Consider the following 21,251-nt stretch of genomic DNA (forward strand, 5'->3'; position numbering starts at 1 on the left):
ACGGCCGGCGTCGTTACGCTGGGCCGGTGAGCGCACCTGCCGGAGTCCTGATCTCCCTCGAGGGCGGCGACGGCGCCGGCAAGTCCACCCAGCAGCGGCTGCTCGTCGACTGGCTCGCCGCGCAGGGGCGCGAGGCCGTCGCCACCCGGGAGCCCGGCGGCACCGAGCTGGGGGCGCAGATCCGGCGGCTCATCCTGCACGGCGACCACGTCGACCCTCGCGCGGAGGCGCTCCTGTACGCCGCCGACCGCGCGCACCACGTGGCCACGCTCGTGCGTCCGGCGCTGGAGCGCGGCGCCGTCGTCGTCACCGACCGCTTCGTCGACTCCTCGGTCGCCTACCAGGGCGCCGCCCGCGACCTCGGGGCCGGCGACGTGCGCGAGCTCTCCCGGTGGGCGACCGACGGCCTGGTCCCGGACGTGACGATCCTGCTCGACGTCGATCCCGCCGCCGCGGCCGCGAGGCGGCCGGGGGAGCCGGACCGCCTCGAGCGCGCCGGGGAGTCGTTCCACGCCCGGGTGCGCGAGGAGTTCCTCCGCATCGCCCAGGCCGATCCGGCCCGCGTGGTCGTCGTCGACGCCGACGGGACGGTCGAGCAGGTGCACGCGCGCGTCCGCGCGGCCCTCGCCCCGGTGCTGGCCGTGAGTCGCGGGGACGCCGGGAGCAGTACGGACGCCGGGAGCAGCACGTATGCCGGGAACCGTACGGATGCCGCGGGCCGTACGGATGCCGCGGGCCGCGCGGAGGGGGCGTCGTGAGCGTGTGGGACGGCCTGGTGGGCCAGGACGCGGTCGTGGACACGCTGCGTGGCGCGGCCCGGGCGGCGCGGGGCGCCGACGGTGCGAGCGCCGCCGGGATGACCCACGCGTGGCTCGTCACCGGCCCGCCGGGCTCGGGGCGTTCCGTGGCGGCCCGCGCCTTCGCCGCGGCGCTCATGTGCACCGCCGAGGGGGAGCCCGGGTGCGGCGAGTGCGCGGCCTGCACGACGGCGCTCGCCGGCACGCACGCCGACGTCACCGTGCTCGCCACGGAGAAGGTGACGATCTCGATCGACGAGGTGCGCGAGCTCGTCACGCTCGCCCAGCGCGCGCCCGGGTCCTCCCCGTGGCGGGTCGTCGTGGTCGAGGACGCGGACCGCATGGTCGAGCGGACCTCCAACCTGCTGCTGAAGTCCATCGAGGAGCCGCCGCCGAGGACGGTGTGGCTGCTGTGCGCCCCGAGCCCGCGGGACGTCGTGACGACGATCCGTTCCCGCTGCCGGTCGATCCACCTGCGCATCCCCGACCCCCTGGCGGTCGCCGACCTTCTGGTACGGCGCGACGGCGCGGACCCCGATGTCGCCCTCGAGGCCGCGCGGGCCGCGCAGTCCCACATCGGCCTCGCCCGGCGCCTGGCCCTGCACGAGGACGCCCGCGAGCGGCGCAGCGCGCTGCTCCGGGTCCCGCTCGAGCTGCGCTCGGTGGGCGACGCGGTGCTCGCGGCCGCCCGGCTCGTGGAGATCGCGGCCGCCGACGCCGCGGCGAGCACGGAGGACCGCAACGCCGCCGAGCGCGCCGAGCTGCTCCGCACCCTCGGGGTCGAGGACGGCGCCCGGCTCCCGCCCGCGCTGCGCGCGCAGGTCCGCCAGCTCGAGGAGGACCAGAAGCGCCGCACCACCCGCGCGCAGCGCGACGTCCTCGACGGCTCGCTGCTCGCTCTGATGTCGCTCTACCGGGACGTGCTCCTGCGTCAGCTCGGCTCCGCGGTCGAGCCGGTCAACGCGTCGGCCGCCGACGCCGTCGCGGAGCTCGCCCGCGGGTCGACCGCCGAGACCACGCTGCGGCGCCTCGACGCCGTGGCGACCGCCCGCACCCGGCTCACCCTCAACGTGCCGCCGCTGCTGGCGACCGAGGCGCTCATGGTCGAGCTGTGGTCGGGCACCGACCTCGAGCGGGTCTGAGCGACGACGGACGCCCAGGTGGCCGGGGGAGCGCTCCCCGACGGGCCGCGCACCGCCGGCCGCCCGGCGTGCCTTAGGTTGGGCCGCATGCCGAGGTTGATCAGAATCGTTCCCGCGCTCGCCGCCGCAGCGCTCGTCCTCACCGCCTGCAGCGATGCGGAGGACGCGGAGTCGTCCGGTGCCGAGGCACCGGGCGAGACCGGCTCGGAGTCCGGGGCGGAGGGCAGCGACGCGGGTGAGGAGATGCCGCCCGCGCCCGAGGGCCTCGAGGAGTTCTACGAGCAGGAGGTCTCCTGGACCGACTGCGACGACTACGAGTGCGCGGACATCGAGGTGCCCCTCGACTACGACGCCCCCGACGGCGAGACGATCTCGCTGGCGATCAAGCGCCTGCCCGCCTCCGACGGCGAGCCGATCGGCTCCATGCTCATCAACCCGGGCGGTCCCGGAGGCTCGGGCGTGGAGTTCGTCGAGTACGCGACCTCCTCGATCTCTCCCGAGGTCACCTCCGTGTACGACGTCGTGGGCTTCGACCCGCGCGGGGTGCAGAACTCCACGCAGATCGACTGCGTGAGCGACTCCGAGCTCGACCGGCTGCTCGCGACCGACTATCCGGACACCCCCGAGGGCGAGGCCGACTGGGAGGCCGACGCCCAGCTCATCGGCGAGGGCTGCGCAGCGGAGTCCGGCGATCTGGCGGGCAACGTGGACACCGAGTCCGCCGCCCGCGACATGGACGTCATCCGCGCGGTGCTCGGCGAGTCGCAGCTGGACTACCTCGGCTACTCCTACGGCACCCTGCTCGGTTCGACCTACGCCGACCTCTTCCCGGACAACGTGGGGCGCATGGTGCTCGACGGCGCGCTCGACCCGACCTCGACCGGGTTCGACGTCACGCTCGGCCAGGCCGGTGGTTTCGAGGGCGCCCTGCGCGCCTACATCGAGGACTGCCAGTCAGGTTCGCTGTGCCCGCTGTCGGGAAGCGTCGACGACGGCGCAGAGCAGATCGTCGAGCTGCTGGAGTCGGCCGAGGCGAATCCGCTGCCGACCGGCGACCCCGACCGGCCGCTCACGCAGGCGCTCGCGCTGACCGGCATCATCCTGCCGATGTACGACGAGTCGTCCTGGCCGATGCTGACCGCGGCGCTCCAGGCCGCGATCAACCTCGACGAGGGCTCGGCGCTGCTCCAGTTCGCCGACCTCTACAACACGCGCAACCCCGACGGCACGTTCGCCGACAACTCGACCGAGGCGAACTGGGCGATCAACTGCCTCGACTACCCCGCGGTCGAGCACACGCAGGCCGAGCTCGACGAGCAGGTGGCCGAGCTCGAGGAGGTCGCGCCGACCTTCGGCCAGTTCTTCGGCGGCGAGAACGACGAGCTCTGCCTGAACTACCCCCACCAGTCCGAGCGCGAGCCGGGCCCCGTGTCGGCCGAGGGCTCGGGCCCCATCGTCGTCATCGGCACCACCGGCGACCCGGCGACACCGTACGAGTGGGCGGTCGGGCTGGCCGACCAGCTCGACGAGGGCGTCCTCGTCTCCTACGAGGGCGAGGGGCACACGGCCTACGGCCGGTCCAACGACTGCGTCCAGGGCGCCGTCGACGAGTTCTTCCTCGAGGGCACGCCGCCCGAGGACGAGCTCTCCTGCTGAGCCGGGATGCGGGCGGGCGCCATCCTCGGGTGGTGCCCGCCCGCTCCGCCACGGACCGGTGGCCGACTGTGACGCATGGCGCGCCCCACGGGTTCGTCGACTAGGCGGCCGGCCGCTAGCATGGACGGCGCTGCTCACGGGCGGCAGGCCGCCTTAGCTCAGTCGGTAGAGCGATTCACTCGTAATGAATAGGTCGGGAGTTCGATTCTCCCAGGCGGCTCCGCGCAACCCCTGACCGGGTCACATATCCGGTCAGGGGTTCTTTGTCCCCCGCGCACGCAGTGCATCCGGTCGCGCCCCGGAGGGCCGGCCGAATGAGGGATCGGGGCCTTGCGCAGATCGTCGTCGGACACCGTGTCCCCGGGAAGCCCCGAATCAGCGGCTCCGGTCGGGCGTGGACCCGAATCAGTGGCTCCGGTCGGGCGTGGACCCGAATCAGTGGCTCCGGTCGGGCGTGCACCTGAATCCACGACCGGCGAGAAACAGTGACGACCCCGCGAATCGCGGACGGTGGCCGCATCAGGGACCGTGCCCGAATCGGCGCCGGAACCCGAATGGGCGGCCGCGCCGATTCGGGCAGGGACGGGTGCGCGGGTGTCACGGGCGACGACCGCGGCCTATCCTGGACGCATGGACTACGTGATCGCCCTCGTGCCGCCCATCGGGCTCCTGGTCGCCCTCGTGGTCATCGTGCGCGCATTCCTCGGCGCCGACCGGTCGGAGCGGGAGGCGGAGAAGAAGTTCCGCGCCGAGCACCCCGACCTCGAGCTTCCTCCGCTGCCCCCGTCGCGGTCGAGCGTGGCCGGCGCCCTCGCGGCCGCGGAACGTGCCGAGGACACCGACACCGACACCGGCTCCGCGGGCGATCGCCGATAACGACACGCGCCCGATCGCGGCGCTTCGTCGTCGACCCAGGCGAAAGCACGGTCGCATTTCCGCCGATCATCAGGGCAATTGATGCGTCCGACGTCACGGGGATGCCCCGTGACGTCGATGTATGCCGTGCACGAGATGACAGGATGCGCCGAACGTGTCGCGACATCATGTGTGCGACACCACGAGAAGAAGTGCCGACGACCTCGACCCGGGGTGTGCGGAAATTCATTCGCACGGCGTGCAGAAGTGCGATTCCGTCGGTCGACGTGACAGCGGAGAGCAATTACTCGTACTCTTCACCCAGCCGATTGACATCCAGTGGTCGGTATGAATCCCGGGGAGGGCATCATGGTTCGACAGACCATTACCAAGCTCATCGACGATATCGACGGCACGCCCGCGGACAGCACGGTGACTTTCGCGCTGGACGGCGAGCGTTTCGAGATCGACCTCTCGGACGAGAACGCCGCGAAGCTGCGCGAGTCGTTCGCGCCGTGGGTCGCCGGCGCGCGCCCCGTGCGGGGCGCCGCCAAGCGCACCGGTGCCGGTCGCTCGACCGGTGCCCGCCGTTCGCGCAGCACCAGCGCCTCCGAGGCGCAGGCCATCCGTGAGTGGGCGCGCGAGAACAACATCGAGGTGAGCGACCGCGGCCGCATCAAGGCCGAGATCGTCGAGCAGTACAACAACCGCTGACCCCTCGTGGTCGGAGGAGGACGGCCCGCGGACCATCGGTCCGCGGGCCGTCCCGCATCTGAGGGCCCCGAGCAGCGCACGGGTGATCGGTGGAAGGATGGCGACCATGAGCTATCGACTGGTCCTGCTCCGCCACGGCGAGAGCGAATGGAACGCCAAGAACCTCTTCACCGGCTGGGTCGACGTGCCGCTCTCGGAGAAGGGCGTGCAGGAGGCCCGCCGTGGCGGCACGCTGCTCACCGACGCCGGCGTGCGGCCCGACGTGCTGCACACCTCGCTCCTGCGGCGCGCGATCATGACCGCGAACCTCGCCCTCGACGAGGCGGACCTGCACTGGATCCCCGTCACGCGGGACTGGCGCCTCAACGAGCGCCACTACGGGGCGCTCCAGGGGAAGAACAAGAAGGAGATCCGCGACGAGTACGGGGAGGAGCAGTTCATGCAGTGGCGCCGCTCCTACGACGTGCCGCCGCCGCCGATCGAGCTCGGCTCCGAGTTCAGCCAGGACGCCGACCCGCGCTACGCGGGTGAGCCGATCCCCGCCTCGGAGTGCCTCAAGGACGTCCTCGAGCGCGCCCTGCCGTACTGGGACGCCAAGATCGTCCCCGACCTGCGGGCCGGGAAGACGGTGCTCGTGGCGGCCCACGGCAACTCGCTGCGCGCCATCATCAAGCACCTCGACGGGATCGACGACGAGACCATCTCCGGGCTCAACGTGCCCACGGGGATCCCGCTGCTCTACGAGCTGGACGAGGACCTGCGCCCGCTGACCCCGGGCGGGCAGTACCTCGATCCCGACGCCGCCGCCGCGGCGATCGAGGCGGTCGCCAACCAGGGCAGGTAGCCCCGACGACGACGGCGCCGCTCACCTCCAGGTGAGCGGCGCCGTCGTGCGTGGTGCGGTCGTGGGGTCAGTGCCCCTCGCTGCCGTACTCGTCCGCGATGACGTTCGCGCTCACGCCGGGGTCGATCTCGTCCTCGCCGATCGTGGGCGAGGTGGCTCCGGTGACGAGGTAGTTGATGCGGTGCGCCGCCGAGACGCCGTGGTCGCCGAAGCGCTCGAGGTAGCGGGCGATGAGGATGATGTCGACGATCTCCTGGCGGCTGAGCTCGAGCGAGTCGTCGAGGACCGTGTCGAACGTCCGCAGGTGCAGGCTGTCGAGCACGTGGTCCTTCTCCTCGAGCTCGCGCGCCTTGTCGAGGTCCGCGCCGCGGACGAGCTCGACCACGTCGTCGGCCACCCGGACCGCCTCGTCGGCCATCTGGACGAGCAGCTCGTGCCCGGCGCCGCCCACGACCTGGTCGGGGAACCGGCCGCGCGCGACGAACGCGACGTGCTGAGCGAGGTCACCCATCCGCTCGATGGTCCCGGACAGGCGCAGCGCCGAGATCACCTGGCGCAGGTCCCGCGAGACGGGCGCCTGAAGCGCGAGGAGCGCGATGCCCTGCTCGTTGAGCTGGCGGTCGAGCTCGTCGATGCGCTCGTCGGCGTCGATGACCTGCTCGGCGAGCTGGAGGTTCGCCGTCCGCAGCGCCTCGGCCGCCTTGGTCATCGCCTGGCTGGTGGCCTCGGCCATCCGGACGAGGTTGTCCTGCAGCTGCTCCAGGTCGTGCGTGAAGATCTTGCGCATTGCTTGGCCTCCGCGGCGGTGATGATGGCGGCCGGGTCGCGGCCGCACGGTCCAAGGGTAGCCAAGACCTGTTCGATGAACGCGTGGTGGACGGAGGGTGGCGGTGGGGCGACATCGCGGGGCGGGGTCGGTGAACTCGGGTGGTTCGGCCTAACCTCGACCCGTGCACGACTCCTGGCAGCTCTGGGTGGTCGCCCTGCTCGGACTCGTCGCCGGGCTCGGGGCCGGTCTCGCCCTGCGCGCGTCCGACCGGGAGCGGGACGCCGAGCTCGAGCCCACCGGACCGGCCCCGGGCCTCGACGACGACGTCATCTCGGTGCTCACCGTCCTGCCCCAGTCGATCGTCGTCCTCGACGCCGACGACGACGTCGTGCGGGCCTCCTCCGCGGCGTACGGGTTCGGACTCGTCCGGCACGACCGCCTCGCGCACGGCCGGCTCGCCGAGATGGTCGCCCGGCTGCGCCGCGACGGGCAGATCCGCGACGCCGAGCTCGCGCTGCCCCGCGGCCCCGTCGACGGTGCCGGCACGGTCCACCTCCAGGTGCGCGTCGCGCCCCTCAAGGACGGGCGCGTCCTGCTGCTCGCCGAGGACCGCACCCGGGCCCGCCGCGTGGAGGACATGCGCCGCGACTTCGTCGCCAACGTCTCCCACGAGCTGAAGACCCCGGTCGGCGCGATCGCGCTGCTCGCCGAGACGATGGACGACGTCGCCGACGAGCCGGACAGCGTGCGGCACTTCGCGTCGAAGATGGAGACCGAGTCGCAGCGGCTCGCCGAGCTCGTCCAGGACATCATCGACCTGTCCCGCCTGCAGGAGCCCGACGCCCTCGTCGACCCGGTGGTCGTCGAGGTCGACGAGGTCGTGGCCGAGGCGGTGGACCGGGTCCGAGTCGAGGCCGGGTCCCGCGGGGTGGACATCCGCTCGGGCGGCGCGCAGGGGCTGCGGCTGTACGGCGACCAGGGCATGCTCACCACCGCGGTGCGCAACCTGCTCGACAACGCGGTGCGGTACTCGCCGTCCGGCTCGACAGCCTCGGTCGGCGTGTCCCGCGGCGACGGACTCATCCGCATCGCCGTGGTCGACCAGGGGCCCGGTATCCCCGCGGACGCCCGGGAGCGCGTCTTCGAGCGCTTCTTCCGCGGTGACCTCGCCCGGTCCCGCGAGACGGGAGGCTCGGGCCTGGGCCTGAGCATCGTCAAGCACGTCGCCGCCGACCACGGCGGGCGTGCCGAGCTGTGGTCCACCGAGGGGCGCGGCTCGACGTTCACGCTGGTCCTGCCCGAGGCCCAGGAGCCCGGGCCCCACCCCTCACCCGACGACGAGGTCGACGCCGACGGCGACGACCGCGACGGTCACCCATCCGACGAGGAGCGCTGATGACGAAGATCCTGCTGGTCGAGGACGAGCAGACCTACCGCGAGACCCTGACGTTCAAGCTCGAGCGCGACGGGTTCGCGGTCGAGGCCGTGGGCGACGGGACGGAGGCGGTCGCCGCGTTCGACCGCCACGGCGCGGACCTCGTGCTCCTCGACCTCATGCTGCCCGGACTGTCCGGCACCGAGGTGTGCCGGCAGCTGCGCCAGCGGTCCCAGGTGCCGGTCATCATGCTGACGGCGAAGGACTCGGAGATCGACAAGGTCGTGGGCCTCGAGCTCGGCGCCGACGACTACGTGACCAAGCCCTACTCCTACCGCGAGCTCGTCGCCCGCGTGCGGGCCGTCCTGCGCCGGGGGCCCGCCGTCGAGGAGGGGGAGTCGGCCGTGCTCACCGTCGGCCGCGTCCGGATGGACGTCGACCGCCACGAGATCACGGTCGACGGCGAGTCCGTGGCCATGCCGCTGCGCGAGTTCGAGCTCCTCGAGCTGTTCCTGCGCAACCCCGACCGCGTGCTCACCCGCGGCCAGCTCATCGACCGCATCTGGGGCCCGAACTACCACGGCGACACCAAGACGCTGGACGTCCACGTCAAGCGCGTGCGCGGCAAGATCGAGATCGACCCGGCGCACCCGCAGATGCTGCACACCGTGCGGGGGCTGGGTTACAAGCTCGTCACCGACGCCGACTGACGGACGACGCTCGCGGCGGGCCCCCGGCGCGGCGCCGCAGCGCGGGCGCCCGGACCGCCGACCCCCGTGGTGAGGGCGTCCCGTCAGGGGGCGGTCAGGAGGGGGACTCGGAGCCGGACTCGGGGGAGTCCGCCTGCTCGAGGAACTCCGCGTACTCGGGGAGCGTGCCGTCGAGGACGGGGATCTCGCGGACGTCGTTGAAGCCGTCGGGCCCCTGGATCGCGGTGGGCAGGGTGGCTCCCGGTGCGGCCTCGACGTTCTCCACCGTCACGTTGGCGTCGTGCAGCGCGATGTTGCCCCCCGCGGGCACCTCGAACGGGGACGGCGCCCCGGTCTCGCCGATGTCGAGCTGCACGGTCACGGTCTCGCCCGACCTGTTGACGATGCTCCCGACGACGTGGCCGACCTCGCCCTCGGCCTCGGTCAGCACGAGCAGGTTCTCCACCGCGACGCCGTCCGCGACCGCGATGCGGGTGCCGTCGGACGGGGCGTACTCGTTGAGCGTGGTCACGGGCGAGGCCAGCATGCAGGACGACAGCAGCGAGGCGGACGCGACGGCGAGGCCTGCGCGGGACATGCGCCGGGCAACGGCCATGGTCGAGCTCCTTCGAGGGGGTGGACGGGACCTGCCGCGAGGGTACTAGACCCGCGGCGGCACAGGCCCCCGTACAGTGACCGGGCGCCGCCACGAGGCGCGGAATCACGCCGTTTCGCCGTGGTAGAATGGTCCGTCGCCGAACCTGAGGGAGCATTTCGCACATGACGTTCGCAGTGGGTGAGACGGTGGTCTACCCCCACCACGGAGCCGCCCTCATCGAGGACATCACGGTCCGCACGATCAAGGGCGAGGAGAAGACCTACCTGCACCTGCGGGTGGCCCAGGGGGACCTGAGCATCCAGGTCCCCGCGGAGAACGTCGACCTCGTCGGCGTGCGCGACGTCGTCGGCGAGGAGGGGCTCGAGCGGGTCCTCGACGTCCTGCGTGCGCCGCACACCGAGGAGCCGACCAACTGGTCGCGCCGGTACAAGGCCAACGTCGAGAAGATCGCGTCGGGCGACATCAACAAGGTCGCCGAGGTCGTGCGCGACCTGTCGCGCCGGGACACCGACCGGGGCCTGTCCGCCGGAGAGAAGCGCATGCTCGCCAAGGCCCGGCAGATCCTGTCCTCCGAGCTCGCGCTCGCCAAGGACGTCTCCGAGGAGGAGGCCGAGGGTCTGCTGGACGAGGTGCTCGCCGTCGGGGCCGCGGCCGCCGCCGAGGCGGAGCCCGTCGCCTCGGACGCGCCCGCCTCCTGACCCGCCGGCTGGGGAGCGACGTCGTGACCCGCGTCCACTGCGTCCTCGTGGCGGCCGGGTCCGGGACCCGGCTCGGCGCCCGCGGGCCGAAGGCGCTCGTCGCGCTCGCTGGTGAGCCGCTCGTCGTGCACGCGCTGCGAGGGCTGGCCCGCTCGGGCGTGCTCGACTCGATCGTCGTGGTCGCCCCCGAGGGGCGAACGTCTCACGTGCGGGACCTCGCCGCGGCCACCCTCGCCGAGCACGGGTACGCCGGTGCGCTCGACGTCGCCGCCGGAGGAGCCACCCGGCAGGGGTCCGTCGTCGCCGGGCTCGACGCCCTCGAGGCGTTGGCCGCGCCGGCGGACGACGACGTCGTCCTCGTCCACGACGCCGCCCGCTGCCTCACGCCGCCCGATCAGATCCGTACTGTCGTCGACGCCGTCCGCGCCGGGCACGGCGCCGTCGTCCCGGCGGTTCCCGTCACCGACACGCTCAAGCGGGTCGGGGCCGCCACCGGCACCACGGACGGGGCCGGCGCGGGCGGGGCGACGGCCGCCGGCTCGGCCACCGACGGGCCCCCCGCGGGCGGCGCCGAGCCGGTGCGCGCCACCGTCGACCGCGCCGAGCTGCGCGCCGTCCAGACGCCCCAGGGGTTCACCGCGCGCGTCCTGCGCTCCGCCCACGCCCAGGGGGCGCACCGGGCCGCGGACGAGGGCCTCGCGGCCTCCGACGACGCCGGGCTCGTCGAGGCGCTCGGCGGCGTCGTCGTCGTGGTCCCCGGGACCACCGCCGCGCTGAAGATCACCACCCCGTGGGACCTGCGGGTGGCCGGGCTCGTGCTCGCGGACCGCGCCGCGGGCCAGGACTGAGGCGGCTGGCGTGAACCTGCCCCGCACCGGAGTCGGCACCGACGTGCACGCCGTCTCGACCGATCCCGACCGGCCGATGATGCTCGCGTGCCTCAGCTGGCCCGGCGTCACGGGTCTCGCGGGCCACTCCGACGCCGACGTCGCCGCCCACGCCGCCTGCGACGCCGTCCTGTCCGCCGCCGGCATGGCCGACCTCGGCACCCAGATCGGCACGAGCGACCCACGGTGGAAGGGCGCCTCCGGCGCCGAGCTGCTCACGGAGATGGCGGGCCGCGTCCGCGCGGCCGGCTGGCTGATCGGCAACGTCGCCGTCCAGGTGGTCGGCGCCTTCCCGCGTGTCGGTCCGCGCCGCGAGGAGGCCGAGGCCGCGATGACGTCCGCGTTGGGCGCCCCGGTCTCGCTGTCCGCGACGACCACCGACGGGCTCGGTCTCACCGGTCGCCGCGAGGGCGTCGCCGCGATCGCGACCGCGCTCGTCGCCCGGGCTCCGGTCAGCGGGACGCCCCCGATCCCTCGGCGGGGGACGCCCGGTCCGACCGGACCGGGGTGACGTCCCGGGCGCTGACGGGCAGCACGAGGGCGAGCCCGGCGGCGAGGACGAGGACGATCCCGAGGATCCCCCAGTACTGGACGTCGTCGCCGGTCAGGCCGGTCACGGCCTCACCGATCGCGAGCGCGGCGGCGAACATGGCCGGCGCGAGGAACGAGACCGCGCGGCCCGTGGTGGCGTACAGGCCGAACACCTCGCCGTCCTTGCCCGGCGGGATGAGCCGCGCGAGGAAGGTCCGCGAGGCGGACTGCGCCGGGCCGACGAAGACGCACAGCACGAGGCCCAGGACCCAGAAGAGCGACGCTCCCAGGTCGTGCAGCGCGAAGATGCCGATGCCCGCGACGACCATCGACACCAGCGACAGCACGATGACCTTCTTGGGACCGAACCGGTCGTCGAGCAGGCCGAAGGAGATGGTCGCGATGCCGGCGACGACGTTCGCGGCGACCGCGAAGATGATGACCTCGCCGGCGCTGAACCCGAACGTGCCGGCGGCGATGATGCCGCCGAACGTGAAGACACCGGCGAGCCCGTCGCGGAACACGGCCGAGGCGAGGAGGAACCAGACGGTCCGCCGGTCGGTGCGCCACAGGCCGGCGATCGAGCCGAGGAGCCGGCGGTAGGACTGGGCGATCGACTCCTTGGGTGCCTCGGCCTCGGCGCCGGTGCGCCTGCGCAGCCGGGCGGCGTCGCGCAGGGAGGTGAGGACGAGCGGCAGCGAGAAGACCGCCGTCCAGACGGCTGCGACGAGCGTGGTCACCCGCACGTCCATGCCGCCCTCGCTCGTGACGCCGAACAGGCCGACGTCGGGGTTGATGAGCCCGAAGTAGACGATGAGCAGCAGCACGATGCCGCCGACGTAGCCCAGGCCCCAGCCGAACCCGGAGACCCGGCCCACGTTCTTCGGCGTGGAGATGTCGTTGAGCATGGCGTTGTAGTTGACGCCCGCCAGCTCGGAGGCGACGTTGCCGACCGCGAGCAGGATGAGCCCGAGCCACAGCCACTGGGCCTCGAAGGACCCGTCCGGCTGCACGGCCGGGGCGACGAAGAACATGCACGCGGTGACCACCGCGATGACGGCCGTGTAGAGCGCGAGGTTGAGCGAGCGGTTGCCGGACCGGTCCGCCCGCTGGCCGGTGACCGGGGCGATGAGCGCGACGACGACGCCCGAGACGGCGAGGACCGCGGCGAGGGTGCCGTCCGCCCCCTCGCCGAACAGGTCCTCGTTCGTCAGGTAGACCGTGAAGACGAAGGTCGTGATGACGGCGTTGAACGCGGCCGAGGCCCAGTCCCACAGCGCCCAGACGACGATCTTCGACGGGCGGGTGAGCCTGCGGGCCTCCGTGCGCAGCCACGCCGCCGCGGGGTCGGTGCCCGAGGTGGGGTCGGTGCCCGAGGTGGGGTCGGTGCCGGGTGCGGTGGAGCCGGGGCCCGGTTCGGTACCCGGTGCGGGAGAGCCGCCGGGCGCGGTGGCACCGCCGGGCTGGTCGGCGGTCGAGGGGGCGCGCTCCGTGGGGCGGTGGCGCTCGGGGGGCTCCGGGATGGTCACTCGCGCAACCTAGCCGCCCGTGGTGTCGGCGAGGTGACGTCGGCCGGTTCGCGGGTGTCGTCGTTACGCTGTCCCGGTGACCCTCCACCTGCACGACAGCGCCTCCCGTCGGGAGATCCCCCTCGACCCGGTGACCCCGGGCAAGGTCGGCATCTACCTGTGCGGCGCCACCGTGCAGGGCGCACCCCACGTCGGGCACCTGCGCTCCGGAATCGCGTTCGACGTGCTCGTGCGCTGGCTGCGCCGGTCGGGGCTCGACGTCACGCTCGTCCGCAACGTCACCGACATCGACGACAAGATCCTCACGAGGTCGGCCGAGGCGGGCGCCCCGTGGTGGGCGTGGGCCTACCGCTACGAGCGCGAGTTCACCGCCGCGTACGCCGCCCTCGGTGTCCTGCCGCCGACCTACGAGCCGCGCGCCACCGGGCACGTCACCGAGATGGTCGCCCTCATGCGGCGCCTCGAGGAGCGCGGGCACGCCTACGCCGGCGACCCGGGCAACGTCTACTTCTCCGTGCGCTCCTTCGAGGACTACGGGGCGCTGACGAACCAGCGCGCCGGGAGCTCCGCCGTCGACGAGACGGACCTGGCCCCGGACAAGCGCGACCCGCTCGACTTCGCCCTGTGGAAGGCCCCCCGGCCCGGCGAGCCCGCCTCCGCCGCCTGGGACACCCCCTACGGGCGCGGGCGGCCCGGGTGGCACCTCGAGTGCTCGGCGATGGCGCACCGCTACCTCGGTGAGGACTTCGACATCCACGGCGGCGGGATCGACCTGCGCTTCCCGCACCACGAGAACGAGCAGGCCCAGTCCCGCGCCGCGGGCTACGGGTTCGCGCGCATCTGGATGCACAACGCCTGGGTCGTCGTCGCGGGCGAGAAGATGGGCAAGTCCCTCGGCAACGCGCTGACCGTCGACGCCGTGCTCGGACGGGCAGCCGCCCCGGTGGTGCGGCTCGCGCTGGCCTCGGTCCACTACCGCGGCGCGGTCGAGTTCTCCGACGTCTCGCTCGCCGAGGCCGCCACCCAGTGGGAGAGGATCACCTCCTTCGTCCTGCGGTCCGCCGACGCGACCGGCGAGGCCACGGACGACGAGCTCGCCGCGCCCGACGCGCTCCCGGCGGCGTTCACCGCCGCGATGGACGACGACCTCGGGGTCTCGGCGGCGATGGCGGTCGTGCACGCCGAGCTGCGGGCCGCCAACACGGCGCTCGCCGAAGGCCGGTCGGCCGACGCGCACACCGGCCAGGTGCGGGTGCGCGCGATGCTCGACGTGCTGGGGCTCGACCCGCTCGCCGAGCCCTGGCGGGCGGGGACGACCGGGGCCGGCGGCGCCGCGGGCGGGGGCGCCGCGCACGACGCGCTGGCGGCCCTCGTCGAGGGTGCGCTCGAGGACCGTGCGCAGGCGCGGGCGGACAAGGACTGGGCGCGGGCGGACGCCGTGCGCGACAGGCTCACCTCGGCCGGGATCTCGGTCGAGGACGGCGCGGGCGGCGCCCGCTGGCATCTGGCAGGAGGTGCCTGATGGCGGGGAACTCCCAGCGCCGCGGCGCCGTACGCAAGGCAGGCTCGAAGAAGGCACCCACGAAGGGCTCCGGCGGGCAGCGCCGCCGCGGGCTCGAGGGCCGGGGCCCGACCCCGAAGGCCGAGGACCGCGAGTACCACCCGGCGGCCAAGCGGGCGGAGGCGAGCCGGCGGCGCGCCTCGAACGACCCCAAGGCCCAGGCCGCCCTCGCGGCCGACCGCGCGGCCCGGCTCCGCACGCGCATCGGCATCCCCGCGGACGCCGAGCTCGTCGTCGGGCGCAACCCGGTGGCCGAGGCGGTGCGGGCCGGCGTCACCATGTCCCACGTCCTCATCTCCGGGGCCGCCGCCTCGGACGAGCGCCTCGCCGAGCTCGTGCGTACCGCGACCGCGCTCGGCGCCCCGCTGGTGGAGTCCAGCCGCGTCGAGCTCGACCTCCTCACCGACGGAGGCGTGCACCAGGGGGTGGCCATCGCCGTCGCCCCGTACGCCTACGCCGACCTGGCGGACCTGCTCGACCGGGCCGAGCGCCGCGGGCACGCCCCCCTCGTCGTGGCGCTCGACTCCGTCACCGACCCGCACAACCTCGGGGCCGTGCTGCGCTCCGCGGCGGCGTTCGGCGCCGACGGCGTGCTCCTGCCCGAACGACGCTCCGCCGGCGTGACCTCGACCGTCTGGAAGGTCTCGGCCGGAGCCGCGGCCCGCGTGCCGGTGGCCCGCGAGACCAACCTGACCCGGGCGCTCACCGAGGCGAAGAAGGCCGGCTGCTTCGTCGTCGGGCTCGACGGCGAGGGGACCACCTCGGTCCGGGACCTCGAGCTCGCCACCGAGCCGCTCGTGCTCGTCACCGGTTCCGAGGGCAAGGGACTCTCCAGGCTCGTGCGGGAGACGTGCGACGTCGTCGCCTCGATCCCCATCGCCGAGGACGTGGAGTCGCTCAACGCCGCGGTCGCCACCGGCGTCGCGCTCTACGAGATCTCCCGTCGTCGCGCCGAGGCCGGGCCGGCGCCGGCCGGGCAGGGGGCGTGATGTCACGCGTCGACGAGTACCTCGACCGCGCCGCGGAGGCGGTCCTCGCGGGGGACGGCCTCGTCGTCGACGAGCGGGACCCTCAGATCCCGCTGCCGGTGCGCGACCTGTGGGGCTTCTACCGCAGCGTCGCCGTCGACCGCCCGTGGATCGCCCGCACCGTCGTGGCCGCGGAGGTCGGCGCCGCGATCCTCCTCGCACGCCGGGGCTCCGCACTCGGCAGGATCGGCAGCGTCCTGCTGGTCGTGGACGCCGTCGGCGAGCTGGTCACGCAGGCCTACGCCCGCCGGCACACCGACGCTGCCGGGCGCCTCGTCCTCCCGCCGCGGCCCCGCGGCGACCGGACGGACTGAACCGGCGACGTCCCCGGGGCGCGGATCATCGTCGAGGGGGCGCGAAGGTGCACGGATACCGGCACCACAGGTGCGTGGTCGCGCCCTCTCGACGTACCCCGCGCCGCCCGGTCGGCTACTCGTCGTCGGGCCCGACCGCGTCGATGACACGGCGTTCGTCCATCCGGTGCCGCAGCTCGGTCTCGATATAGGACTGCACGGCCTCCGCGGTGGGCACGTCCCGCCCCTGGGCCTGGGACATGTACCAGCGGTGCTCGAGGATCTCGTGGAAGATCTCCGCGGGCTCGAGCTTGCGGCGCAGCTCGCGCGGGACGGCCCGCACCGTCGGTTCGAACACCTCGGCGAGCCAGTGGTGGGCGACGACGACGAGGTCCTGGCCCGCCCCGCCCCGGGTGGCCCGGAACTGCTCGAGGTCGTTGAGCATCCGCCGGCCCTGCCCCTCCTGGACGTCGAGGCCGGTCAGCCGCATGACCTGGCGGTGGAAGTGGCCCGCGTCGACGACCTTCGGCTGGATCGAGACGTTGGTGCCCGTGACGTCGGTCGTGATGTCGATCTCGTCGACGTCGTAGCCCAGCTCGTTGAGCCGGTTCATCCGGGCCTCGACCCGCCACAGCTCGCCGGCCGCGAAGCTCTCCCTCCGCGTGAGCTCGGCCCACAGCGACTCGTAGCGGGAGACGATCCGGTCCCCGACGGCGATGGTGTCGATGTCCTCCGGCGCGATCTCGCCGGCCTGGAGGTCCATGAGCTCGCCGATGATGTTCGTCCGCGCCAGGTCGAGGTCGTAGGAGCGCTTCGCGTCGGACAGCGGCGGGTGCAGCTCGCCCGTCTCGGCGTCGACGAGGTAGGCCGCGAACGCGCCGGCGTCCCGGCGGAAGAGCGTGTTCGACAGCGAGACGTCGCCCCAGAAGAACCCGAGCAGGTGCAGGCGGACGAGCAGGACCGCCAGCGCGTCGATGAGCCGGCCGACCGTCTCGGGTCGCATGTGCTGGCTGAACAGCGCGCGGTAGGGCAGGGCGTACTCGAGGTGCCGGGTGACGAGGGCGGAGTTCAGCGGTTCGCCGTCGGCGCCCGTCCGTCCGGTGACCACGGCCAGCGGCGCGACGGCCGGCGCCTCGAGACGACCCAGGGCGCGCAGCACCTCGTACTCGCGGTAGGCCACCGACTCGCCGATCTCCTTGACGGCCACCAGCCCGCTGGACGTGCGCACGAACCGGACGACATGGCGGGACAGGCCGCGGGGGAGGGCCGCGAGGACGTCGTCGGGCCAGTCCTCCAGCGGGACGTCCCAGGGCAGGGCGAGCAGGCCGGCGTCGACGACGGCCGCGGTGATCTGCCGTTCCTGGGGCACTCGCGGACTCCTCGTCGTGCTGGTCGGGAACGGGCCGGCGGCGGAGCGGGAGACCCGCGCCGCCGCCGGTCGGCGTTCAGCGGGGCAGGCGTCGGCCGGTCGAGGGCGAGAAGTCGTGCTGCTCGTCGGGCCGGATCGCGACGTGGATGACGGACCCCTTGTCCGGCACGTCGCGCGGGTCGATCCGGATGACGACCTGGTCCGGGTCCTCGCCCGAGCCGACGTTCGCGGCGGCCTCGCGCCCCACGAGGGAGCCGTAGACGTAGGCGTCGGAGCCGAGCTCCTCGACCAGGTTGACCTCGACGGCCAGCGCACCGGGGGTCTCGGCGGAGACGCGCTCGGTGGACTCCGGGCGGAAGCCGATCGTCACCGTCGTGGCGCCCTCCTCGCGCAGGGCCGCGAGGCTCGCCGGGCTCAGCGGGATGCGGGCCGCGCCGAGCGTGGCGTGCTCGCCGTCGAGCGTGAACTCACCGAGGTTCATCGCGGGCGAGCCGATGAAGCCGGCCACGAACACGTTCTCGGGCCGGTCGTACATCTCGCGCGGCGTGCCGACCTGCTGGAGGAGGCCGAAGTTGAGGACCGCGATCCGGTCGCCCATCGTCAGCGCCTCGGTCTGGTCGTGCGTGACGTACACGGTGGTGACCCCGAGCCTCCGCTGCAGGGACGCGATCTGCGTGCGGGTCTGGACGCGGAGCTTGGCGTCGAGGTTCGACAGCGGCTCGTCCATGAGGAACACGCGCGGCTGGCGGACGATCGCCCGGCCCATCGCCACGCGCTGCCGCTGCCCGCCCGAGAGGGCCTTCGGCTTGCGCTGGAGGTAGTCCGAGAGGTCGAGGATCTTCGCGGCCTCGGCCACGCGGGACTCGATCTCGGACTTCGGCGTCCCGGCGATCTTCAGGGCGAAGCCCATGTTGTCGGCGACGCTCATGTGCGGATAGAGCGCGTAGTTCTGGAACACCATCGCGATGTCCCGGTCCTTGGGCTGGACGTCGGTGACGTCGCGGTCACCGATGAGGATGCGGCCGGCGTTGACGTCCTCGAGGCCCGCGAGCATCCGCAGGGAGGTGGACTTGCCGCAGCCGGAGGGGCCGACGAGGACGAGGAACTCGCCGTCGGCGACCTCGAGGTCGAGCGCGTCGACGGCCGGCCGGTCCGAGCCGGGGTACACGCGCGTGGCCTTGTCGAAGGTCACTGAAGCCATGGTGGTTGATTCCCTTCACCGGCAGGTACGTGCCGGACGATCCGTCGTGAAGAGCGGTGGTGTGTCTACACCGACACGCGCGGAAGCCACACGGGACCGCCGCAGGAGCATCATGGCACGCCGCGTCCGCCCCCGCGGGGCCGGAACCCTCGCGGGGCCGGACCCCTCGCTCAGGCGCGCAGCTGCGCGAGCCGGTCGAGGACGACCGCGAACTCGTCGGGGTCACCCACGCGGAAGCGGGCGGCCGTCTCGCCGTCGCCGACCTTGACCGAGAGGTCGTGCTCCCGCAGCACGGCGAACGCGTCCTCGTCGGTGCGGTCGTCGCCGGCGTAGAGCACGGCGTCCGCCCCGGTCTCGGCGCGCAGGTCGAGCACGCCGTCGCCCTTGGTCACGGTGAGTACCGCCATCTCCAGGACGTCGTGCCCGGAGATCACGCGTACGCCGGGCAGGCCTGCCGGGCCGGTGAGGAGCTCGGTGGTCGCGGCGCGCGCGGCGTCCTCGCTCATGCCGCGCGTGTGGAGGGTGATCGACGCCGGCTTGGCCTCCAGGTGGGTGCCCGGGTGCGCGGCGACGACCTCCTCGGTCCCCCGCAGCACCTCGGCACGCAGCGCGGCGAGCTCGTCGTCGAGGTCGATCGGCTCGCTCGTCAGGCCGGTCTCGGAGCCCGCGTCGATGCGACCCCGCTCGGCACCGTGGGAGGCGACGACGAGGGTCCCGTCCGGGAGGTCGGCGAGCGAGGCGAGGGTGCCCGCGTCCCGGCCCGAGACGACCGCGACCGTCACGTCCGGCAGCGCGGCCAGGCGGTCGACGGCCCACACCGCGGCGTCGGTCATGCGGGAGGTCGTGGGGTCGTCCACCAGCGGGGCGAGGACGCCGTCGAAGTCGAGCGCGACGAGCAGGTGCCCCCGGCGGGCGAACGCTGCCACCGCCTCGTCGAGCTCGTGCTCCAGGCGCGCGGTGAACATCGGGGCGTCGATCCCCGGTCCGGGGACGCCGCGGTCCGCCGAGGGGTCGGGCTGGTGGTCGTTCATTGCTTCTCCTCGGTGGTGGTGCCGGTCCCGGTGCCGGTCCCCGGCTCGCCGGCGCCGTTGTCCGTCGTCGTGTCCTGGGTCGTCTCCTCCTCCGCCGCGGGGGCCCGGCCCCGCGGGGTGGCCTGGGCGAGGTAGCCGAGGAAGTCGTCGGCCCAGCGCTGAACGTCGTGGCTCATCACCCGTCGGCGCATCGACCGCATCCGGCGTCGGCCCTCCCGGGCGTTGACGTGCGTGGCCTGGACGATCGCCGCCTTGAGCCCGTCGATGTGGTGGGGGTTGACGAGGAACGCCTGCGGGAGCTCGTCGGCCGCCCCGGTGAACTCCGACAGCACGAGCGCACCGCCCAGGTCCTCCCGGGCGGCGATGTACTCCTTGGCCACGAGGTTCATGCCGTCGCGCAGGGAGGTCACCAGGGCGACGTCGGCGGCGAGGAAGAGCGCGGCCATCTCCTCGGGCGGGAACGACTGGTGGAGGTAGCTGATCGGGGCGGACCCGATGTCGCCGTGGTCGCCGTTGATCCGGGCGACCGCGACCTCGACGTCGTCGCGCAGCACCTTGTACTGCTCGACCCGCTCGCGCGAGGGCGAGGCGACCTGGACGAGCACGGTCTCGTCGGCGTCGAGCAGGCCGTCGCGGACGAGCTCCCCGTAGGCCTTGATCCGGTGGAGGATCCCCTTGGTGTAGTCGAGTCGGTCGACGCCGAGGAGCATGGTCCGCGGGCTCCCGAGCTCCTTGCGGATCTCCTGCGCGCGCTTGCGCACCTCGGGCCGCGACGCGGTCGCCGCGAAACCCTGGGAGTCGATGGAGATGGGGAACGCGCGGGCGCGCACGGACCGCTCCTCGGGCAGGAGGCTGCTGGCCCGGACGCGCACCTGGTCGCGGCGGGTGGGGTGGTCGGTGAGACGGCGGACGGCCGCCAGGAAGTTGCCGGCGTCGGACTCGCGCTGGAAGCCGATGACGTCGGCGCCGAGGAGGCCGTCGACGACCTGCTGGCGCCACGGCAGCTGGGTGAAGATCTCCACCGGCGGGAACGGGATGTGGTTGAAGAAGCCGATCCGCACGTCGGGCCGGCGCGTGCGGATGAGCGCGGGCACGAGCTGCAGCTGGTAGTCGTGCACCCACACGGTGCCGCCCTCGGCGACCGTGGCGACCGCCGCGTCGGCGAACCGCTGGTTGACCCGCCGGTAGGCCTCCCACCACTCCCGGTGGAACTCGGGCTGGACGATGACGTCGTGGTACAGCGGCCACAGGGTCCCGTTGGACATGCCCTCGTAGTAGCGCTCGACCTCCTGGGCGCGCAGCGGGACCGGCACCAGGTGCATGCCGACGGCGTCGAACGGCTCCGGGGTGTCCGCCTCCTCGGCGGTGTCCCCGGTCCAGCCGATCCAGGCGCCGTCGACCGACTGCATGATCGGGGCCAGCGCGGTCACCAGGCCGCCGGGGGAGCGGCGCCACTCGCGCTCGCCGTCCTCCCCCTCCACGGCGTCCACGGCGAGCCGGTTGGCGACGACGACGAGGTCGTAGCCCTCGCCGGACGGTCCTGCGGCGTCGTCGTGCGCGTGGTCCGCCGCGTCCGCGCCGTCGTGCGCCCGGTCCCGGCCCGCGCCGTCCGCGTCCTGCTCGCCGTGGGTGCTGCTCGTCATCGGTCCGTCCTCCTCCGGCG

Annotated in this window: 21 protein-coding genes and 1 tRNA gene; 15 read left to right on the top strand and 7 right to left on the bottom strand. The window is 73.5% G+C overall.

Annotated elements, in window-relative coordinates:
- The first annotated feature begins 26 nt into the window (after positions 1 to 26).
- The 7 genes from tmk (at position 27) to ACPYO4_RS04640 (ending at position 6,008) form a co-directional block, all read left to right on the top strand.
- Positions 27 to 758, top strand: a complete 732-nt coding sequence (gene tmk / locus ACPYO4_RS04610) for a dTMP kinase (RefSeq protein ID WP_425708042.1) — start codon at positions 27 to 29, stop codon at positions 756 to 758.
- Complete coding sequence (locus ACPYO4_RS04615) at positions 755 to 1,939, top strand: DNA polymerase III subunit delta' (RefSeq protein ID WP_425708043.1); 1,185 nt, start codon at positions 755 to 757, stop codon at positions 1,937 to 1,939. The genes tmk and ACPYO4_RS04615 overlap by 4 nt, the downstream gene beginning before the upstream one ends.
- A gap of 87 nt (positions 1,940 to 2,026) precedes the next feature.
- Entirely contained in the window at positions 2,027 to 3,595 is a 1,569-nt protein-coding gene (locus ACPYO4_RS04620; RefSeq protein ID WP_425708044.1) for an alpha/beta hydrolase, read from the top strand.
- 147 nt (positions 3,596 to 3,742) lie between these two features.
- A tRNA-Thr gene (locus ACPYO4_RS04625) sits at positions 3,743 to 3,815 on the top strand.
- A 410-nt stretch (positions 3,816 to 4,225) separates the two neighbouring features.
- Positions 4,226 to 4,471 (top strand): hypothetical protein, encoded by a 246-nt coding sequence (locus ACPYO4_RS04630; RefSeq protein WP_425708045.1) that lies wholly within the window; start codon positions 4,226 to 4,228, stop codon positions 4,469 to 4,471.
- A gap of 348 nt (positions 4,472 to 4,819) precedes the next feature.
- Positions 4,820 to 5,164, top strand: a complete 345-nt coding sequence (locus ACPYO4_RS04635) for a histone-like nucleoid-structuring protein Lsr2 (RefSeq protein WP_425708046.1) — start codon at positions 4,820 to 4,822, stop codon at positions 5,162 to 5,164.
- Between the two features lie 106 nt (positions 5,165 to 5,270).
- Entirely contained in the window at positions 5,271 to 6,008 is a 738-nt protein-coding gene (locus ACPYO4_RS04640) for a phosphoglyceromutase (RefSeq protein WP_425708047.1), read from the top strand.
- 67 nt (positions 6,009 to 6,075) lie between these two features.
- On the opposite strand, the gene phoU is transcribed toward ACPYO4_RS04640, so the two are convergent.
- Positions 6,076 to 6,795, bottom strand: coding sequence for a phosphate signaling complex protein PhoU (gene phoU / locus ACPYO4_RS04645; RefSeq protein WP_425708048.1), 720 nt, complete (start codon positions 6,793 to 6,795; stop codon positions 6,076 to 6,078).
- A gap of 163 nt (positions 6,796 to 6,958) precedes the next feature.
- Here phoU and ACPYO4_RS04650 point away from each other — a divergent pair, with 163 nt between their 5' ends.
- Positions 6,959 to 8,173: a sensor histidine kinase gene (locus ACPYO4_RS04650; RefSeq protein WP_425708049.1), complete on the top strand. Its 1,215-nt coding sequence runs from the start codon at positions 6,959 to 6,961 to the stop codon at positions 8,171 to 8,173.
- Positions 8,173 to 8,862, top strand: coding sequence for a response regulator (locus ACPYO4_RS04655; RefSeq protein ID WP_425708050.1), 690 nt, complete (start codon positions 8,173 to 8,175; stop codon positions 8,860 to 8,862). Before ACPYO4_RS04650 ends, ACPYO4_RS04655 begins: the two co-directional genes overlap by 1 nt.
- Positions 8,863 to 8,956: 94 nt before the next feature.
- Here ACPYO4_RS04655 and ACPYO4_RS04660 read toward each other — a convergent pair whose 3' ends face one another.
- Positions 8,957 to 9,457: a hypothetical protein gene (locus ACPYO4_RS04660; RefSeq protein WP_425708051.1), complete on the bottom strand. Its 501-nt coding sequence runs from the start codon at positions 9,455 to 9,457 to the stop codon at positions 8,957 to 8,959.
- Between the two features lie 164 nt (positions 9,458 to 9,621).
- On the opposite strand from ACPYO4_RS04660, the gene ACPYO4_RS04665 reads away from it, so the two are divergent.
- The 3 genes from ACPYO4_RS04665 to ispF are packed head-to-tail and all read left to right on the top strand — an operon-like array spanning position 9,622 to position 11,556.
- Positions 9,622 to 10,158 carry a CarD family transcriptional regulator gene (locus ACPYO4_RS04665; RefSeq protein WP_425708052.1) on the top strand — a complete coding sequence of 179 codons (537 nt, stop codon included), beginning with the start codon at positions 9,622 to 9,624 and terminating at the stop codon, positions 10,156 to 10,158.
- 23 nt (positions 10,159 to 10,181) lie between these two features.
- Positions 10,182 to 11,006: an IspD/TarI family cytidylyltransferase gene (locus ACPYO4_RS04670; protein ID WP_425708053.1), complete on the top strand. Its 825-nt coding sequence runs from the start codon at positions 10,182 to 10,184 to the stop codon at positions 11,004 to 11,006.
- A 10-nt stretch (positions 11,007 to 11,016) separates the two neighbouring features.
- On the top strand, positions 11,017 to 11,556 hold the full coding sequence (gene ispF / locus ACPYO4_RS04675) for a 2-C-methyl-D-erythritol 2,4-cyclodiphosphate synthase (protein ID WP_425708054.1): 540 nt from the start codon (positions 11,017 to 11,019) through the stop codon (positions 11,554 to 11,556).
- Here the strand turns inward: ispF and ACPYO4_RS04680 are convergent.
- Entirely contained in the window at positions 11,498 to 12,907 is a 1,410-nt protein-coding gene (locus ACPYO4_RS04680; protein ID WP_425708140.1) for an MFS transporter, read from the bottom strand. The two genes, ispF and ACPYO4_RS04680, sit on opposite strands and share 59 nt — an antisense overlap.
- 274 nt (positions 12,908 to 13,181) lie before the next feature.
- On the opposite strand from ACPYO4_RS04680, the gene cysS reads away from it, so the two are divergent.
- The 3 genes from cysS to ACPYO4_RS04695 are packed head-to-tail and all read left to right on the top strand — an operon-like array spanning position 13,182 to position 16,008.
- Positions 13,182 to 14,627, top strand: coding sequence for a cysteine--tRNA ligase (gene cysS / locus ACPYO4_RS04685; RefSeq protein WP_425708055.1), 1,446 nt, complete (start codon positions 13,182 to 13,184; stop codon positions 14,625 to 14,627).
- Positions 14,627 to 15,655, top strand: a complete 1,029-nt coding sequence (gene rlmB / locus ACPYO4_RS04690) for a 23S rRNA (guanosine(2251)-2'-O)-methyltransferase RlmB (RefSeq protein WP_425708056.1) — start codon at positions 14,627 to 14,629, stop codon at positions 15,653 to 15,655. Before cysS ends, rlmB begins: the two co-directional genes overlap by 1 nt.
- Complete coding sequence (locus ACPYO4_RS04695) at positions 15,655 to 16,008, top strand: hypothetical protein (protein WP_425708057.1); 354 nt, start codon at positions 15,655 to 15,657, stop codon at positions 16,006 to 16,008. Before rlmB ends, ACPYO4_RS04695 begins: the two co-directional genes overlap by 1 nt.
- 115 nt (positions 16,009 to 16,123) lie before the next feature.
- Here ACPYO4_RS04695 and ACPYO4_RS04700 read toward each other — a convergent pair whose 3' ends face one another.
- The 4 genes from ACPYO4_RS04700 to ACPYO4_RS04715 form a co-directional block, all read right to left on the bottom strand.
- On the bottom strand, positions 16,124 to 17,356 hold the full coding sequence (locus ACPYO4_RS04700) for a DUF4032 domain-containing protein (RefSeq protein WP_425708058.1): 1,233 nt from the start codon (positions 17,354 to 17,356) through the stop codon (positions 16,124 to 16,126).
- Between the two features lie 76 nt (positions 17,357 to 17,432).
- Complete coding sequence (locus ACPYO4_RS04705) at positions 17,433 to 18,557, bottom strand: ABC transporter ATP-binding protein (protein ID WP_425708059.1); 1,125 nt, start codon at positions 18,555 to 18,557, stop codon at positions 17,433 to 17,435.
- 170 nt (positions 18,558 to 18,727) lie between these two features.
- On the bottom strand, positions 18,728 to 19,588 hold the full coding sequence (gene otsB / locus ACPYO4_RS04710) for a trehalose-phosphatase (protein ID WP_425708060.1): 861 nt from the start codon (positions 19,586 to 19,588) through the stop codon (positions 18,728 to 18,730).
- Positions 19,585 to 21,231, bottom strand: coding sequence for an alpha,alpha-trehalose-phosphate synthase (UDP-forming) (locus ACPYO4_RS04715; RefSeq protein ID WP_425708061.1), 1,647 nt, complete (start codon positions 21,229 to 21,231; stop codon positions 19,585 to 19,587). The genes otsB and ACPYO4_RS04715 overlap by 4 nt, the downstream gene beginning before the upstream one ends.
- Between the last annotated feature and the right edge of the window lie 20 nt (positions 21,232 to 21,251).

It is taken from the genome of Georgenia sp. Z1491 (assembly GCF_049856175.1).
Lineage (GTDB): Bacteria > Actinomycetota > Actinomycetes > Actinomycetales > Actinomycetaceae > JB111.